The organism is Pseudoalteromonas sp. 3J6 (genome assembly GCF_903995135.1).
Lineage (GTDB): Bacteria > Pseudomonadota > Gammaproteobacteria > Enterobacterales > Alteromonadaceae > Pseudoalteromonas.
Map to the genome: position 1 here is coordinate 444,916 of NZ_LR877185.1, position 17,273 is coordinate 462,188.

Here is a 17,273-nt window from a genome sequence, read left to right on the forward strand (position 1 = left end):
GAATGAAGATGAACGGACTTAAGCAAATAGCCTATTTTGGACTATCAACATTATTGCTCAAAGGGCTTGGCTTTGCTTTACTCCCTATATCGACTCGTCTTTTAAGCCCTGCACAGTTTGGTGAACTTAATTTTTTAGTCTCTATTTCAGCCGTAATGTCTTTGTTGTTGTGCCTAGGCTTACCTGAGCTCCTTTTTAAACAGCAAATGAAAAGCGTTGTTTTTAAGCAGGCTTTATTTAGGGATGCGTTGATTTTATGTAGTGTGTTAAGCACTGCATTTGTAATTGCTGTTGTATTGTTTGCTGACCTTTTGCTGAATTTATTACCTATCTCTGTTAATCAAATAGATTTGCAATTATTAGCTGTTAACTTGGCATTTTCGTCGGTGTTGTCGATTGTATTTTGTTTTTTTAGGTATTACGAAATGGCTAAGCAGTTCTGCTATTTAGCTGTTTTACAAGGGGTCGGACAAACTCTACTGACCATCATCTTGCTATATCTAGGCTATGGTGTAACCGGCGTTATGCTATCTGGTGTGATAGCGAGTTTTATTGTACTGATACTGTCACTGTGGCAAATAGCACGCACGATTAATATTAGTTTTAAATGTATCGCATGGAATATTACGCCTAAAAATACACTGTTTTTGTTAAGCATTATTGTCTCTTCACTCTTTGTGTACGCTAATAATGGCGCAGAAAACTGGTATATTGTAGCCAGTGTGGGCAAAGAAAAGCTCGCTCAATATTATGTCGCTCTGCAATTTGCAGTCATGACCTCGTTTACATTTGAACCAATCAGAATGTGGTGGTTTTCACGCCGTTTTGACGAGTTAACCTCAAGCCGCAACCACTATGTGTTTTTATGTGAATTAAGCCTTGAGATTGCGATTACCCTTTGCTGCATAATGCTACTTTTAGCGCCGCACTTATTCACCCTCGTTTTACCACAAAATTATTTACTTAATGCCTGGTTATTACCCAGTTTAATACTCATTGTTGTGCTGAGACACCATAGCGATTTACTTAATATTGGTTGTTATGTTCACTATAACGGCTTGTTTGTGACTATTATTAATGCAGTGAGTGCTACGAGCGTATTAATTGCATTAAGTTTTTTAGTGCCAAAATGGGGAATATTAGGTGCTGTTGTATCGCTAGCATTGGCGCAAACTTTAAAAACGCTACTGTTTGTAGTTATTAGTCAAAAGCTAGAGCATTTAGCATTTAAAGTACACAGTCTGCTCCCTAGCTGGCTGTGCTTTATTCTTATGTTTTCGTTAAGTGTGACTCAAGTGTCTTATTACATTGTAGGACAGGTTGCTGTGTTGATATGTTTGTTTGCGGTGTTATTTAAAAAGTATAAACACCACATCACGGGAATATTGCAACGGCTTTTAGCAAGGAAGGCGCATGGTTAACTGGTATAAAGAGCATTACTTATTAATAAATGGCTTAGTGATAACGGCGCTTATTTTAAGCTTATATTCGTTATTTGGGCCCATAGCTGCTTTTGCTTTATTGTTACTGCCATTTGCTGGCGTATTAGCCGTGCGTATTAGTACTGTGTTTATTATCTTATTTATTTTATTTAGTTATTTTAGGATCCATGAGGCATTTGTATTTTTAATGCCGCTTAAAATCCCTAAACTCTTAGCGCTAGCCTCTTTACTGGCCATTTTCTGGCATTTATTTATTTCCAAAACATTAAAACCGCATTGGAGCTCAGCTCATCTTATTTTTGTCATTTGGTTTGTTTGGCTTACTGTGTGTGTGTTTTCGGCTTCAAACCGTGGCGTTGCTATTGAGTATTGGTCTGGAGTGTTGGTTAAAGTTTTTATTATGGTGTTTGTGATCAGCTGGTGGTTAACGCGATTTTCTCACTTTAGTTACGTAAGACTAGGAATTATGATTTCTGGTGTGGCCATTGCGCTGGTGGCACTGAATAACAAAATTAATGGTGTGGGGCTAGTTGAGGGCACCCGAGTCACTATTTCTCGAGAGTATCGTTCACAACTGGGCGATCCTAATGATTTATCTTTAGTGCTGATGTTTCCTGTGTCTTTTTTAGCTGCTGAATTATTTAATACATACAACAATCCATATCGACGATTATTTGCAGGCGTTGGTTTAATTTTGGCTATTTCAGGAGTGATAGCTACGCAAAGCCGAGGCGGCCTATTAGGTATTGCTGCTATTTTGAGTTTCTTTTTATATCAAAAGGTAAAAAATCCAGTGGTTGTGGCTGCATGTGGGGCAGTTGCCATGCTTGCCATGATGGTCTTTGCGGGGATTTCAGATAGGCAAAGTGGTGGTGCTGCTGAAAGTGGAGTTGACGAGTCTGCTATGGGTCGAATATATGCTTGGCAAGCTGCAATAAACATGGCGCTTGCTAACCCGCTAACAGGAGTTGGGGTAAATAACTTCTTCGTAAACTATTACTTTTATAGCCCGCACTGGGATGGCAAGAATCATGCAGTGCATAGTACGTGGTTTCAGGTACTTGGTGAAACAGGCTTTGTAGGTATATGTATTTTTTTACTGGTTATCGCCAGTATTTATCGCAGCTTGTCTCGAGTATTTTGCATTAATAAGCTTAACTTTAATTCTGAAGTGACAGTGAATGCTAACGCGCTAAAAGCAGGTTTAATTGGTTTTATGGTTGCAGGTACGTTTTTAACTCAAGCTTTTACGTGGCCTTTGTACATCATTTTGTCGCTGACCATTGCCCTAGAAAAGCTGACTATTGATAGTAATAAGGATTCGTCTTATGGTGACCCAACTAAAGTATTGGCTAAAAAATAGTAACAGCCCCTCGGCAAAACGTTTGTTTAAATTTGCAAAGTCGCTGCGTAATCCACAGCTACCCGTTATTCCTCTACTGCACAGTGGGCTTTATCATCTGCACCACTTTATAAAGCAGTTTGTTCATGAACTGCTGAGAATATTTTATTACACCCCATTATTTAAAAGCCAAATTCAAGGCAGTAAAAAACGTTTATATTTATATTCGGGTATGCCTCAGGTAATTGGTAAATTAAGGGTTGAATGTAAAAACGATGTCAGGATCTCGGGGATCAGCACTTTGTGTGGCCGTGTAAGTAATGAGCGTGAGCCTCTATTAAGTATTGGTAATAATGTTGATATTGGCTGGCAAAATGCGTTTTCGGTAGGACGAAAAATTGTACTTGAAGATGATGTAAGACTTGCGGGACGTGTTTTTTTAGCAGGCTTTCCTGGTCACCCAATTGATTGTGAACGTCGTGCGAACGGCCAAAGTGATGACGAGAGTCAAATTGGCGATATTATTATTAAGCGTGGAGCATGGATTGGGACCGGTGTTACGGTACTTGCTGGAGTAACCATAGGTAAAGGAGCCATTATAGGGGCGGGCAGTGTGGTAACCAAAGATATTCCCGATTTTACTATTGCGGCAGGTAATCCGGCTAGAGTAGTTAAAAATATAGTGGAGTGAACGAATGAAATTTATTGTTTTTGCAGAAGATTGGGGGAGCCACCCTAGTAGTACTCAGCATTTATTTTCAGAGCTTGCAAAAAGACAGCAAGTGAATTGGGTTAATTCTGTGGGAATGCGTAAACCTAGCGTAAAGCTGCACGATATAAAACGTATTTTTAATAAATTTAAGCAGCTATTTCAACGCTCTAATAATAGTAAAATAGCCACGCCTAAAAATATGACGGTATATAAACTGCCTATTTTACCATGGCATGATAATCGCTTAGTGCGCTGTTATAACCGTTGGGTTTTCTCTCGTCATATTGGTGCTCATAAAACCAGTGAACCTATTGTATATTGGTTAAGTGTGCCAACGGCATGCTATCTGTTTGATAAAAGAGCTGCCGACTCGTTAATTTATTATTGTGGTGACGATTTTAGTGCGCTGGCTGGGGTTGATCCTATGCTGATTGCGCCTTTTGAGCAGCAGCTGATTAAAAACGCAGATCTTATTTATGTGATCAGCGAATTATTAAAAACTAAAATGCCTGCTGAAAAAACTAAGTTACTAACACATGGCGTGAGCTTTGATTTATTTACGAGTAATGTCGACAAAGCCGCAGAAATCAGCGCTATTAAAACCCCCATTATTGGCTTTTATGGCAGTATCAATGCCTGGCTAGATATCCCTTTATTAATGGCGTTGGCCACTGCTAGGCCGCAATATCAATTGGTATTAGTTGGCGATATTACCACTCCCATTTCAGGGTTGTTGCAGTTTAAAAATGTAACGCATATTAGTGCGGTTGAGCATAAACGGTTGGTATCTTTCTCGGCTCATTGGGATGTATCTATTTTACCATTTGTCGATAATGAGCAAATTAGGGCTTGCGACCCGCTTAAATTAAAAGAATATTTAGCGGTAGGCAAACCGATAGTCGCAACCGATTTTGCGGCAGTGAATCATTATCACTCGCAAATATTTATCGCTCAGTCACAGAATAACTTTATTGATAAAATTGATCAGGCGTTGTCACTCAGTCAAGCAAAATTAAGTTTATTGCATGCAGTCCAAAAAAACATAGCGAAAGAGCATAGCTGGCCGGTAAAAGCACTCACTGTGATCAACGATCTACAAATATTAAATCCCTCCGATTAAACCATAACTATAATATTGGCGCGCCCTGTGCAACTACTCCATTAAAGAAGGCTATTTACGCTGTAAATTTTTATTTTGCAAATAGCCGCAAAGTTTCGCATAGCAATATGCAAATCAATGGGTCGCGAATATGTTAGTTAGAGAGCAAATAAAAAGATTACTTTATTTAGCTTTGTACGCTGTTTACACCAGGGCAAAGTTATTTGTTTTGCCGTTGTTGATTGTACCCATAGTAGTGATTGTATTAGCGGCAACGTCACAAAAACAATATACAAACCACGCCACTATTCTTATAGAAGAATCGGCGCTGCTTAATCCCTATTTAGATGATTTGTCGTTCTCGTTTGATTTATCAAATAGGATGGCAGCTTTGCGTACCTTAGTGATCAGCCGCAAAGTTCTGATTGCCGTGGCAAAAGAAACCAATTTAGTACCAAAGGATGCATCTCCCGCCAAAATAGAAAAAATACATCAAGAGCTTTCACAGGCGCTTTCCTTATCATTGGTAGGAGATGAGCTAGTTAGGGTTAACTTTATTTGGCATGACCAAACCCAAATGAAGGCGGTGCTAGAAAAAGTGGTAGAGAAATTTATAGAAAGTTTATTAGCCCCAACGAAAGCATCACTGGATACCTCTGAGCAATTTTTTTATCAGCAACTGGTAAGTTTAAGAGAAGAGTTGGAGATTTCTGAGGCTTCATTGGCAAGCTTTAAAGCAAAAAACAGTAATACCTTACCCGCTGTTTTACACAGTAATAGGCAAACTTTCGATAAGTTATTAAGTGATCAACAACAAAAGTCCATTGTGCTCTCAGGCGCTAATGCCAAGCTTGAGGCACTTACTACAAAAATGGGTCAAGCAAACCCGATTCTCGGTCGTATAGAAGAGAAAATAATTACTGCAGAATCAGAGCTCAGTTTTTTAAAAACCCGCTATACCGATAAACACAGCAAAGTGGTTTCAAAAAAGCGCGAACTACTCAGCATTAGAGCACGGCAACAAGCGTTAATTGAAAGTGGTAAAGGCCTTGATGCCACTAATATTGATCAGCTTTGGCAAATGGCTAATACCTTACCCAGTGGAAATGACAATGAAAGTAATGTGTTGGTGTCACAAATACTCGCTCTAGAAGAAGCTAAAAATAATGTTCTGCAGCATCAGCAAGAATACGACATGTTAGAAAAACAAGTCAATTCAGTAAGTGATCGCTTATTAGTAACCAGTGATATAGAAAAACAACTTAGAAAGCTCGAGCGTGACTACGATGTTAAACAGTCATTATATAAAGACATGTTAGGGCGTTACGAAATGGCAAAAGTGACAGGCAAGCTGGTTAAGTATGAAGGTCCTGACAAAGTTAAAACCATTGAGCGAGCTTATAGTCCTACTCAACCAATTAATACTTCACTCGTGGTGGCAATTATTATGGGTATTGTTTTAGGCATATTTACCAGTGTCACCTGTGTGTTTGTTGCTACCTTATTCGACAGTCATTTAAAAGATATTCAAACCATTGAAAAACTATCGTCACTAGACGTGGTTACCATTTTACCCATTGTTGGTCACAGCACTTTACATGCTGGGGTTAGTCCATCGATGCACTTCCTTAAAGAGGGAAATTAACATGAACGTTTTACATTTAGTTCAACACTTTAAAATAGGTGGGCTGGAAAAAATGGCCGTAACTTTGATGCAAAAAAGTCGATTTGCAAACACCAGTATTCTTGTTTCTTTGGAAGGAACTGAAAGGGATGCAATAAATGAATGGCCAGCACTGTCAGCCTTTGAGCAAAAACTTATAAGCTTAAACAAAGCCCCTAAATTTGAACGAAGTGTAATTAAAAAGCTTAGTGAAATAATTAAAAAACATAATATTACAGTGATTCATAGCCATCACATTGGCCCAATGCTTTACGCTAGCCTCACCTGTTTAGTTAATCCAAGTATTAAACACGTATCGACAATTCATGATGCGTGGTATTTAAAAAACTTTAAACAGCGAGTGATCACAAAAGTATTGAATAAGCTGACTAAAATTCATTGGGTGGCCGATGCAAACGTGGTCGCTAATGAGTTTTTCAACGAAACCGCTATTAAAGCTGATAGTACTATTCTTAACGGCATTGATTTTCAACAGTTTATAGATACAGATGACGCTACTGCACGGATTAAGCTTAACTTGCCCCATGACAAAAAGCTCATTGGATGCTCTGCTCGTTTAGAGCCAGGTAAGGGGCATTTAGATTTAATTAAATTACTGCCCGCGCTACCCAAAGAGATTGAACTCGTATTTGCAGGTAATGGCAGTTTACGTTTTTCATTAATGAGTGCTGCAGTGTCACTAGGGGTGGTAGAGCGAGTACATTTCTTAGGAAATGTGCAGCATATGGAATTATTTTATTCTGCCATTAATGTGATGTGCTTGTACTCGCAACGAGAGGGCTTACCTCTGTCTATTTTAGAGTCGATGGCATGTGGCAAAGTAATAGTGGCAACTGATGTCGGTGGCATTAGTGAAGTTGTCAGTGATAAGCAGGGTATTTTAGTAAAACCTAATGATTCTTTTGGCTTAAAACTTGCCCTATTAAAAGCATTGGAAATGAAGCACGGGCAATGCATTCGAGAGTATATTCTCTCAATTGCGGATGCAAACAAAATGAGCGAAGCCTATGACCATTTTTATAATGGTTTAGCTTCATAAGGGGATTACAATGACTTTTTTACTGATTACATTGGCGATTTTGATTGTGTTGGTGTTGTACCATCATGTTGGTTACTTATTGCTATTAAAGCTTTTTAGTAACGATGAAGTGAACATCGAATTAAACGCTACCCCGGCAACCACGCGCTTTGGTATTTTAATGTGCGCCTACAACGAGCAAGAACATATTCGTGAAAAGCTCTATAACCTTGGCTCTATGTTATACAGCACAGAGCAGTATGCTATTCATGTTTATCTTGATGGCTGTACAGACAAAACCTATGACGAGGCGATGATTGCTCAATCGCATCTTGCAAAGCAAAATGTAGTGTGTCATTTGCATTTTAATAAGGTCAATAAAGGCAAGTCGTTTGGTGTTAATGAGTTAATAAAACTAAGCAGGCCAAATTACGATGTATTGCTGTTTACTGATGTCAGCGCATTACTCAGCGTTGATGTACTAAATAAAATCGATGCTGATTTTAAAGACCCTCAGGTCAATGTGATCACGGGGGTGTATATATTAGATGACTTAGCCACCAAAGAGCAGCAACAGTATTGGCAGTATCAAAATAAAGTAAAAAGTATGGAGTCATCATTAGGCGCTGTTATTGGCGTACCGGGTGCCATGTTTGCTATACGCGCTGAATATGTTCAGTTATTAGATGCGAGCACTATAAACGATGATTTTATTTTGTCGATGAAAGCACTTAATAAAGGTGGCAAAGCGCTAGTAAATAACGAGATCAACATTGTTGAACGTGAATGCGATAAACAAAGCCATGATTATGCAAGAAGGGTAAGGTTAGGCGCTGGCAATTGGCAACAAATTAAAATGCTGTCTGAGCTATTTAATCCAAAACTAGGCTGGGTAAGCTTTAATTATATTTCGCACAAGGTATTACGTGGCATTATGCCCATTATACTGGTACTGATTTATGGATTACTAATTTCTCTGGCGGTTTTCTCTAACGTGTTTTTAGCCAAAGTAGCCTGTATTACATTAGCCGCTGTACATGGGCTGGGTGTATTAAAACAGCTTTTGAGCATAAAAGTTAAATGGCCGGTGATCGACAGTATTAACTATTTGGTTGCGGCATACTTGTGTGCTTTTTGGGGGATTATTAAATTTGAACGCGGTGATTATAGTAAGCATTGGCAGCGCGTTCACCAAACTAAGCAGTCTAATAATTTAATAATCAGAGCAGTAAAACGCAGTATTGATATTTTAGGCTCTGCTACTGGCTTAATTGTTCTGTTTCCTGTAATGCTCATGGTTGCATTGGTGATTAAGTTCAGCTCTAAAGGACCAGTGTTGTTTAAACAGTTAAGAGTAGGGCAAAGTGATGATGACTTTGTGGCACTTTTTAACGTATTAAAATTCCGTTCTATGGTGGTTGATGCTGAGGTTAAAAGTGGAGCCGTATGGGCAAGTAAAGATGATCCGCGTATTACCCCAGTAGGGCGCTTTATTCGTAAGACACGGTTAGATGAATTACCTCAGCTTTGGAACGTACTCATAGGTGATATGTCGTTGATAGGCCCTCGCCCTGAACGACCTGTTTTTTATTCAAAACTTGAAAAAGATATTCCCTATTTTTGTCAGCGTACTTATGGCATAAAGCCAGGTATATCTGGGTTAGCGCAAGTAATGAATGGCTATGATGAAACTATTGACGATGCACGTAATAAAATTGGTTGGGATTACGCCTATATGTTGAGCACTTCATCAGCTCGTAGCTGGTGTTATATGGAATTGACTATTTTCTTTAAAACATTGGTTGTTATTTTTACTGGTAAGGGCCAATAACCCGCTTCGCATAATGCAATTGTACACCCAAAAAGCAATTGCATTATGCACTTCTATTTCAAAAATTAATTAGTAAGCCATTAAAGTTTTTATATTTCAATGTCTTAAGTTTGGCATTCTTCTTGTAACTGTCTATTTGAGTTCATACTTTTAATAGGTGATTAAAATGAAAAATGTAGCCAACAAAACCGATCAAACCGTTATTACCATTCCTAATGACTTTTCAGGCTTTGCTGTCGATGAGCTAAAAGATCAGTTTGAGCTGCTCGTTGAGCAAGACTCTAATTTTGTTGTTTTAGACTTCTCTAAAACCGAATTTATCGACTCTTCGGGAATAGGTGCTATTGTTTTTCTATATAAAAGAATTGAAAAACAAAGTAATAAGCTATCTTTACTTAATGTCACCGGGCAGCCGTTTAAGTTAATGAACTTATTAAGAGTGGATAAAACCATTCCATTTATTGACGCTGTGTAGAGGTTATCAGGGAGAGTTTTATGAAGGCGAGCATAGCAATTTTCATTTTCATGTTTTTAGGCGGATGCGCTACTTGGCCAGATGAAGGGCAGGGAGGCTTGGCCGAAAAATACCAAAACTATCCATTAGATGATCAGCAGCTAGATGAAACATTTAATCAACCTGAGAGTATTGTAAGGAGCGAGTTTGAGCACTTAGAACTTAAGCTTGAATTATTAAAGTCGCAGGATATTAATGCCTGTATGCCGGCACAGTTATTAAAAGCCCAAATTTATGAGAATCGTATTCGTCGTTTAATCGCAGCTCAAATGTGGGAAGACGCGGAACATGACTTATTAATTCATTATCATGGCCTTAATCAATTAGCTAACCATTTTGATACTGTTAGAAAGTTGACTAATTGCGCTGCATCGATTGATGAACAACCCGCATTAGTTAATGTAAAAAAGCAAATAGCGGAGTTATTAAATAGCGATAACCAATTTGCATTTAATGCCTTTGAAATAACCCCTAAATATGCCGTACGAGTTGCTCAAGCAGCCGATTTAATCAAACAACTAGAAAGTATTAGTATTTTACTTATCGGGCATACTGACTCTGTAGGCAGTAAAAATAGTAATTACGAGCTGGCTTTAAAACGCGCAGATACTGTTAAGCATTGGTTGAGTGTTTATGGTGTGCCTACCTATAACATTACCACTTTAACCCAAGGCAGTTTAAAACCATTTAGTGAGTCGGAACAAAGTGAGCAAAAACGTCATTCAGATCGCCGAGTTGAGGCTATTATTTTAGATGCTAACGTGCAAAATGAAGATAGCAAACAAGTAAAGTCACTAATGAATTGGACTAAAATTATTGAAAAGAGAAAGGAGTAATGTATGAGATTTATTTTTGCTGTCTTCGTTTTTTTCTTTTTAGTATCAAGCTCTGCGTTTGCTGAAAAAGCCGATGAGCCTATAGTGCAAGCAGGTAACAAGCTGTTTTTATATGTCCCAGGGGAAGTTGAATTTGAAACAACTTTTGAGGTCGATAAAAAAGGTCAAATTAACATACCTGAGGTGGGGCAATTTCAGGTCGGTAATAAAACGGTTACGCAAATAGAGGCAGAACTTAAACCTATTCTTGCAGAGTTGTTTGTTGCTATAAATGACTTTTATGTAGAGCTTAGAAGCAGAGACATATTTATTAATGTTTTAGGGTATGTGATCACGCCCTCACAGGTGAGTATTCCTGATGATGGCAATATTCAGATGGTGATAGCTAAGGCTAATGGTTTAAGACCTGGCGCACAGCTCGATCGTTTACAAATAAGACGCAAAGATGAAGTAATTGAATTTAATTACAAAGCATATTTAGACTCAGGCGACATAAATTTATTACCAAAGCTTAAAAGTGAAGATACTGTGTTTGTGCCTGTTTCTCCGCTCCTTGGTAACGTGCAAATTGATTTTGATGCACAAACACTTAGTGCGACAGGGGATGCAAGCGACAACAGTGCCATTACTATGCTTGGCGAAGTGCATAACCCTGGTAGTTTTTCGTTTAAAGAAAATATGACGCTTCTAGATGCGCTGATGCGTGCGGAAGGGGTTACTCGCTATGCGGATGTAACTAAAATTAGAGTGATCGTTGATAAAGCTCCTGTTATTTTTGATTTAAAAGCATATTTAGATAAACCTACCGATAGCAACATGCCGCTACTAAAAGCAGGGTCAACCATATATGTGCCGATTATGGTGGATGATGTAAATACTACATCACGCACGGTTTATATTATGGGTGAGGTACAAAAGCCGGGGGCCTATGAGGCTGCTGACAGTACTAACTTTTTAGATATTTTAGCAAATGCAGGGGGCCCAACTCGCTTTGCAGAAACACGCCAAATAAAAATATTAACCCCTGCGGGAGAGAGCATACTTTTTGATTTACAGGGTTATAGTGAGGGATTAACCACCGCTAAAGTGCCCGATTTAAACCCCGGTGATGTAATATTTGTTCCTGAAAAAACAGATGTTAATGAAAAAAGTTGGTTAAAAATTCCGACAAAACGAGCGATTAAGATTATAGGTGCTATTCAATCTCCTGGTCGTTATGAGTGGAGTGACGAAATGGACTTTACTGATCTGTTAGCGCATGCTGGTGGCCCTACTAAAGGGGCTAACGTGAACGATATTAAAATTTTGCGAAATGGCGATGTCACCCAACGATTTGATCTAGAAAAATACACCATTACTAACGGTGAAATTGCGCTGCCGAGTTTAATTGCTGGCGATACTATTATTGTTGAGGAGTTACCAGTAGATCCCGGAGACAATAAATCGCAATGGATACGTCAAGAATCGAGCAAGTCTATTTATATCATGGGGCAAGTAGGTTCCCCTGGGCGCTATGCGTTCAATGACAATATGCATTTTATTGATATTTTGGCAGCAGCAGATGGTCCTAATGGTAGTGCGGATATTCGTAATATTAGAGTTACGCACCGTAATGGTAATCGCGCTCGAGTGAGCAAACTTGATTTAGCGATGTATTTTGAAACTGGTGATGAAACGTTATTTCCTCATGTGTCACCCGGCGACACAATATTTATTCCAGAAAAAGACAAAGATTGGTTACGTACCCCTAAAGAGCGAGTTGTTCGTATTATGGGGGCAGTGCAAAAGCCGGGTCGATATAACTTTGATGATACGATGTCTATTTTAGATGTGCTTGCTGAAGCTGGAGGGCCGTCAAGTTCAGCTCTCATTGACAAAATAGTGGTTGTTAACCATTCATGCTGTAAAGAACAATCTCGCGTGTTTAATCTTGAGGAATTTATAAAGTCTCCAAACTCGGCCAATATTCCGGTACTTAGAGCTGGAGATACGCTATATGTCCCTGATAAAGGTCAAGACCTAATTAGTCAATTTAAAGATAACTTCCTCGACTTTATAACCATAATTGCTTTGGTGATAAGCTTATGAACTTGATACCTGGGCAGTATCATGAACTAGAAACCATCTGTAACACCTTGATTGATGATGAAGCACGGTGCGTGACGTTTATTTCTTTGTACGGTGGCGAAGGTTCATCCACAGCCTGTATTAGTGTTGCTCAACGTTTAAAAAGTCAAAATAAGTCAGTACTCGTTATCGACCTTAACCCTATTAGTTCGTTTCGTTTAGACAAACAGCTGCCAACATTGACTAAGTTGTGGCGTTTTGATGATATTTCCTGTCAGCTCAGTGTTATGCCTTATCAAGGTATTGAAGTACTTACAATTCACAATTTAGAGTCAATTGATTCAGCAAAAAACAAACATGTTTTAAATGAAGCGGTACTGCGTTTAAAGCAAGAATATGATTATGTGTTGCTGGATATGTCGCCAGCATTAAAGTTAAATCGTAATAATGTACCATTGCATTCTTTAAGCTTATGTAGCGAGCTGACCTTGGTTACTATTGCGCTAGGTATTAATAATGAAGAGTCGTTATGTCAAGGCGTGGCAGAACTTAAGCAAGCGGGTCATAGCAATATAAAGTTACTGGTAAGTCAACATAGCTTTGCTCCTTTAGGGGAGCGCATGCTACTGCTCTTCCAACGACATTCTTCAAAATGGCCAAGGTTGTGCGCTTTTTTAACCAGCAAAATAAATAAACAAAAGTGGTTGTTTAAACATTACTGAGACTTTTATGGATATATTATTTGAGCGGCGTTTTGAATTATTATGGCCGACCTTAACTGAAATACGCCAAGTACTTAAGCATGTACTGGGCGCTTTATCGGTGACCCGAGATGAAGCGGATGCCGCAGGCTTAGTCGCAACCGAATACCTAACTAACTTAATTCGCCATAATGAGGGCGATGAGCAGCTTATAATGTTGCGTATAAACCAAATAAATCATGATACTTACCAATTAACTTTTATAGATGAACTTAAGCCTTATAATTTATTTAAACAAAACAACTCTTCATGGACATTAGCATCGGCTGAGCTGGTAGAAGGAGGGATGGGGGTTGAACTTATTCGCCATTACTTTGCGGATGCCACCTACGACACGCGAGCAGGAAAAAACTATTTTTCTTTTCCCTTAACTAACATTGATAAACGACCGAGTATTATTTATGTCGACGATGATGTCACTCAATTAGCATTAATGAGCGCCTACCTAAAAGATAAATTTAATGTCGTCACCTGTGAAAACATAGAGGCTGGCTGGCAAGCTATTTTAACCTCTGATGCTAGTATATTGTTACTTGATCATAAACTTAAACAAGGAACGTGTGAGCCATTACTGGAAAAGCTTAATAAATCGAATTTAAAATCTCAGTTATCGGTGGTGATGTTAACTGGCGATGATAGCGAAGAAGTGATCAGTAAAATTAATCGATTAGGGGTTGATGATTACTTAATAAAACCAGTTAAAAAAAATAAGTTATTACAAAGCATAGATCGAGTAACTCATCGATTTGCATACTTGTCCTATCAAAGTACATTCGGATTAACACCTTCTAAAGTGCTTTTAGGGCATGGTAAAACAGCGCATATTTTTGGCTCTATTAGTGTGGGTAATGGCGGTGACTTTTTTATGCCAATTAATGATGAAGGTACTGCTTTTATACTCGGTGATATGATGGGTCATGGCTTACAAGCGCTCAAAGAAAGCTTTGCTATAAAAGGTTTTATAAGTGGCTTTTTAGCGACCGGGTTAGCGTATCAAGAAATGCTCGTTGCGCTCAATAATGCGCTTTATAAACAGCAATTATGTAAATCAAGCTTAGTCACTTTAATGATTTGTTTTTTAGAAAATAATAAGTTGTATTGGCTCAATGCTGGTCATCCCGCACCGGTTATTATCAGTAAAAATGGTGAGCTATCTCAGCTAAATGGTACCGGACCATTGCTTGGGCTGTCTAATGATCATCAATATACTTTATATGAAGCCAAGCTTGATAATGTTGAACATATTATACTTTATACTGATGGTTGGACGGATAACCGCTTTACCGATAAAGACGAAATGACCGAATTAAAAAAAATCATCCCTATGCAAAGCTCCTCAGCAGAGGATTTTGCACACTCGTTATGGAAAAATTCTCAGGTTGCGCTTTCTAAAGAAGTGGATGATGCCTCATTAATAATCATTAATTGAATTTGATTTAATTAACTATGTATAGTTAACTTAATATCCATAAGTTAATATTTTTTCTCTAAATAATTCTTAGCGAGTCGCTAAAAGGAATGGGATTATGCCACCAACAATACTGATTGTAGAAGACACCCAGTCGCTTGCTATGATGTATCAGTCTTATCTTTTACCAACAGGTGTAAACACACTAGTGGCAAATGATGGGGCAACCGCTCTTGATATTATTAATAAAATAAAACCCGATCTGATCGTACTCGATGTGATGTTACCCGATATGAACGGGTTGGATATTCTTGCTCAGCTAGAACCTGATAATTTTCCGCAAGTTGTTGTATTAACTGGGCATGCTACCAAAGAAATGGCGATTCAAGCGATTAAGTTAGGCGCTAGTGATTTTTTAGAAAAGCCTGTAGAGGCAGAACGTTTTCGTATAACCATTAACAACACTCTCAAAATAAAAGATTTAAAACAAGCGGTTACCAAGTATAAAAATATTTATGAAAACGGTCGTTACTTTGACTTGATTGGTAGCTCCAAGCAAATGCAATCGGTGTATCAAGTTATTAGCTCTGCTGCAGCGAGTAAAGCCACGGTATTTATTACCGGTGAAAGTGGTACTGGCAAAGAGCTTTGTGCACGAGCAGTTCATCAAGCCTCTAATCGTGCCGACAAGCCCTTTGTTGCACTTAATTGTGCTGCTATCCCCAAAGATTTGATTGAAAGTGAAATATTTGGCCATTTAAAAGGTGCCTTCACTGGAGCAATTGCAAACCGCTTGGGTGCTGCAGGGCAGGCTGATGGGGGGACACTGTTTTTAGATGAGTTATGTGAAATGGATATTAATTTACAAAGTAAATTACTTCGTTTTATTCAAACAGGTACTTATCAACAAGTCGGTAGCGAAAAACAAGTTAAAGTTGATGTGAGGTTTGTTTGTGCTACCAACAGAAACCCGCTTGCTGAGGTTGAGGCCGGTCGATTTAGAGAAGATTTATATTACAGGCTGCACGTTATTCCTCTTGAGCTGCCACCACTTAGAGAGCGGGGCAGAGATATTATTGAAATAGCACAAGCGTTGTTTATTAAAATAGCCAAGGAAGAGCAGCACCCTTACAAAGGGATAACCGACGATGTGAAGCACTTTTTAGCACAATACGATTGGCCTGGTAACGTTAGGCAGCTAGAAAATGTGATCCGTAATATTTTAGTGCTTAACCCACAAGAGTGGATTGATGTATCTATGCTACCAGCATTGCCACAAAGCCCGCAAAAAGAGTCAGGTAATGAGGGGCAGGTTAAAGAGCAACATGCATCGTTACCAGTTCAAGAATTTGAAGAGTTACCGCAGGTTGAAAGTGAGGTTAAGGCTTTATGGATCGCCGAAAAAGAATATATAGAGCGGGTCATAAAAATATGCGCAACTAATATTCCTAAAGCTGCCGCTCTTTTAGATGTAAGTCCTTCAACCTTATACCGAAAAATTAAAGGGTGGGAAGAAAATTTATAATAATGTTTTTGCTGTATAAGCACTTTGCAGCAAGTTAAATTGTTTTCTACCTGAAAAACGCTCTTCAAGCATAGTGTATGCTGAGTGTGCCATTTCACTTTTTTGTATTGCCGGCAAGGCAAGTAATGCTTCTATCGATTGTTGGCACTCTAGTGTATTTGCTGATTTCATTAAAAAGCCATTAATTTCATTGTTTATAATGCTAGGAATAGCGCCCACAGGGCTGCTGATAACAATTTTATAATGCGCCATACTTTCTAGAAGCGTCATAGGCAGGCCTTCTTCTCTTGAACAAATAAGTAGGGCATCTAAATGTTGCCAAATATCATCTCGGGGTGTTAAACCATGGTAATGAAGGTTGTCTAATTGTGGAATACGATCACGCATTGGGCCATCCCCAAAAAGGTGAAACTGTACCTGTTTATTAGTCTGCATACTTTCAGCTAACTCATAAAATATATCAGGGCCTTTTTCATAAGATAAGCGCCCAACAAACCCGACTCTAAGTAACGGTTGTGCAAAATCAGTGCTGGGAGGTTCGGCTATTGCGATGAAGTTTTCCAGTAATTGGGCGTTTTTAATTGTTTTACTAATTTTTTCAGACACTGCAAAGTTAGTTGATAACCAACTAAGCCATAAATCGAATTTGTTATACAGCCACATTTTTCCTGTACCAGCCTCTCCTGCATGGTAAGTGCTAACACAATGCTTATTTGTGATTTTACAAACCAAACGCCCTAAAATACCGGCTTTATAACCATGGGTGTGAATAACTGTATTGCGATCGTAACTGCGAAACCGCTTGATTAAACTAATGAGTGTACCTTGCAGAAAATCATACGGTATGCTTTGCTTATCAAGTAACTCGTAAAACTCATTATTCCCATGATTTTTATAAAATAAAATTGAACAACTAACCTGATTTTTGTGAAGCAGCTTGTATAACTCTATAATATGAGTTTCAATACCACCAATCATTGAAGAGTCTACAAACAATATAATCTGATTATTCACAATGAGCTCCAAAAGAAAAT

At 38.5% G+C, this 17,273-nt stretch carries 14 protein-coding genes; 13 read left to right on the top strand and 1 reads right to left on the bottom strand.

Features of this window, described 5'->3' with window-relative positions; genetic code table 11:
• Positions 1-8: 8 nt before the first annotated feature.
• From P3J6_RS02050 to P3J6_RS02110, 13 genes are all read left to right on the top strand, one after another.
• Positions 9-1,421 (top strand): lipopolysaccharide biosynthesis protein, encoded by a 1,413-nt coding sequence (locus P3J6_RS02050; protein WP_198522098.1) that lies wholly within the window; start codon positions 9-11, stop codon positions 1,419-1,421.
• Positions 1,414-2,805 carry an O-antigen ligase family protein gene (locus P3J6_RS02055; protein ID WP_138606320.1) on the top strand — a complete coding sequence of 464 codons (1,392 nt, stop codon included), beginning with the start codon at positions 1,414-1,416 and terminating at the stop codon, positions 2,803-2,805. The genes P3J6_RS02050 and P3J6_RS02055 overlap by 8 nt, the downstream gene beginning before the upstream one ends.
• Positions 2,771-3,475 (top strand): acyltransferase, encoded by a 705-nt coding sequence (locus P3J6_RS02060; RefSeq protein ID WP_010392943.1) that lies wholly within the window; start codon positions 2,771-2,773, stop codon positions 3,473-3,475. The genes P3J6_RS02055 and P3J6_RS02060 overlap by 35 nt, the downstream gene beginning before the upstream one ends.
• A gap of 4 nt (positions 3,476-3,479) precedes the next feature.
• Positions 3,480-4,616: a glycosyltransferase gene (locus P3J6_RS02065; protein ID WP_198522099.1), complete on the top strand. Its 1,137-nt coding sequence runs from the start codon at positions 3,480-3,482 to the stop codon at positions 4,614-4,616.
• Between the two features lie 130 nt (positions 4,617-4,746).
• Positions 4,747-6,240, top strand: coding sequence for a GumC family protein (locus P3J6_RS02070; RefSeq protein WP_198522100.1), 1,494 nt, complete (start codon positions 4,747-4,749; stop codon positions 6,238-6,240).
• 1 nt (position 6,241) lies between these two features.
• Positions 6,242-7,318, top strand: a complete 1,077-nt coding sequence (locus tag P3J6_RS02075; protein WP_198522101.1) for a glycosyltransferase — start codon at positions 6,242-6,244, stop codon at positions 7,316-7,318.
• A gap of 10 nt (positions 7,319-7,328) precedes the next feature.
• The gene (locus tag P3J6_RS02080; protein ID WP_198522102.1) at positions 7,329-9,128 is read left to right on the top strand and encodes a sugar transferase; all 1,800 of its coding nucleotides are present in this window, start codon (positions 7,329-7,331) and stop codon (positions 9,126-9,128) included.
• Positions 9,129-9,294: 166 nt separating this feature from the next.
• A complete protein-coding gene (locus P3J6_RS02085) occupies positions 9,295-9,603 on the top strand; it encodes an STAS domain-containing protein (RefSeq protein ID WP_198522103.1) in 309 nt (102 codons plus the stop codon).
• 20 nt (positions 9,604-9,623) lie between these two features.
• Positions 9,624-10,478 carry an OmpA family protein gene (locus P3J6_RS02090; RefSeq protein ID WP_198522104.1) on the top strand — a complete coding sequence of 285 codons (855 nt, stop codon included), beginning with the start codon at positions 9,624-9,626 and terminating at the stop codon, positions 10,476-10,478.
• 3 nt (positions 10,479-10,481) lie between these two features.
• A complete protein-coding gene (locus P3J6_RS02095) occupies positions 10,482-12,566 on the top strand; it encodes an SLBB domain-containing protein (protein ID WP_138606335.1) in 2,085 nt (694 codons plus the stop codon).
• Positions 12,563-13,267 (top strand): AAA family ATPase, encoded by a 705-nt coding sequence (locus P3J6_RS02100; RefSeq protein ID WP_055013286.1) that lies wholly within the window; start codon positions 12,563-12,565, stop codon positions 13,265-13,267. The genes P3J6_RS02095 and P3J6_RS02100 overlap by 4 nt, the downstream gene beginning before the upstream one ends.
• A gap of 7 nt (positions 13,268-13,274) precedes the next feature.
• On the top strand, positions 13,275-14,735 hold the full coding sequence (locus tag P3J6_RS02105; RefSeq protein WP_138606337.1) for a SpoIIE family protein phosphatase: 1,461 nt from the start codon (positions 13,275-13,277) through the stop codon (positions 14,733-14,735).
• 97 nt (positions 14,736-14,832) lie between these two features.
• Positions 14,833-16,239, top strand: coding sequence for a sigma-54-dependent transcriptional regulator (locus P3J6_RS02110; protein WP_198522105.1), 1,407 nt, complete (start codon positions 14,833-14,835; stop codon positions 16,237-16,239).
• On the opposite strand, the gene P3J6_RS02115 is transcribed toward P3J6_RS02110, so the two are convergent.
• Positions 16,234-17,253 (bottom strand): glycosyltransferase family 4 protein, encoded by a 1,020-nt coding sequence (locus P3J6_RS02115; RefSeq protein WP_198522106.1) that lies wholly within the window; start codon positions 17,251-17,253, stop codon positions 16,234-16,236. The genes P3J6_RS02110 and P3J6_RS02115 overlap by 6 nt on opposite strands.
• Positions 17,254-17,273: the final 20 nt, after the last annotated feature.

What these genes read in the sequence shown, in the direction of transcription:
- P3J6_RS02050 (WP_198522098.1), top strand. Translation starts at nt 9, where the DNA reads ATGAACGGACTTAAGCAAATAGCCTATTTTGGACTATCAACATTATTG.
- P3J6_RS02055 (WP_138606320.1), top strand. Translation starts at nt 1,414, where the DNA reads ATGGTTAACTGGTATAAAGAGCATTACTTATTAATAAATGGCTTAGTG.
- P3J6_RS02060 (WP_010392943.1), top strand. Translation starts at nt 2,771, where the DNA reads ATGGTGACCCAACTAAAGTATTGGCTAAAAAATAGTAACAGCCCCTCG.
- P3J6_RS02065 (WP_198522099.1), top strand. Translation starts at nt 3,480, where the DNA reads ATGAAATTTATTGTTTTTGCAGAAGATTGGGGGAGCCACCCTAGTAGT.
- P3J6_RS02070 (WP_198522100.1), top strand. Translation starts at nt 4,747, where the DNA reads ATGTTAGTTAGAGAGCAAATAAAAAGATTACTTTATTTAGCTTTGTAC.
- P3J6_RS02075 (WP_198522101.1), top strand. Translation starts at nt 6,242, where the DNA reads ATGAACGTTTTACATTTAGTTCAACACTTTAAAATAGGTGGGCTGGAA.
- P3J6_RS02080 (WP_198522102.1), top strand. Translation starts at nt 7,329, where the DNA reads ATGACTTTTTTACTGATTACATTGGCGATTTTGATTGTGTTGGTGTTG.
- P3J6_RS02085 (WP_198522103.1), top strand. Translation starts at nt 9,295, where the DNA reads ATGAAAAATGTAGCCAACAAAACCGATCAAACCGTTATTACCATTCCT.
- P3J6_RS02090 (WP_198522104.1), top strand. Translation starts at nt 9,624, where the DNA reads ATGAAGGCGAGCATAGCAATTTTCATTTTCATGTTTTTAGGCGGATGC.
- P3J6_RS02095 (WP_138606335.1), top strand. Translation starts at nt 10,482, where the DNA reads ATGAGATTTATTTTTGCTGTCTTCGTTTTTTTCTTTTTAGTATCAAGC.
- P3J6_RS02100 (WP_055013286.1), top strand. Translation starts at nt 12,563, where the DNA reads ATGAACTTGATACCTGGGCAGTATCATGAACTAGAAACCATCTGTAAC.
- P3J6_RS02105 (WP_138606337.1), top strand. Translation starts at nt 13,275, where the DNA reads ATGGATATATTATTTGAGCGGCGTTTTGAATTATTATGGCCGACCTTA.
- P3J6_RS02110 (WP_198522105.1), top strand. Translation starts at nt 14,833, where the DNA reads ATGCCACCAACAATACTGATTGTAGAAGACACCCAGTCGCTTGCTATG.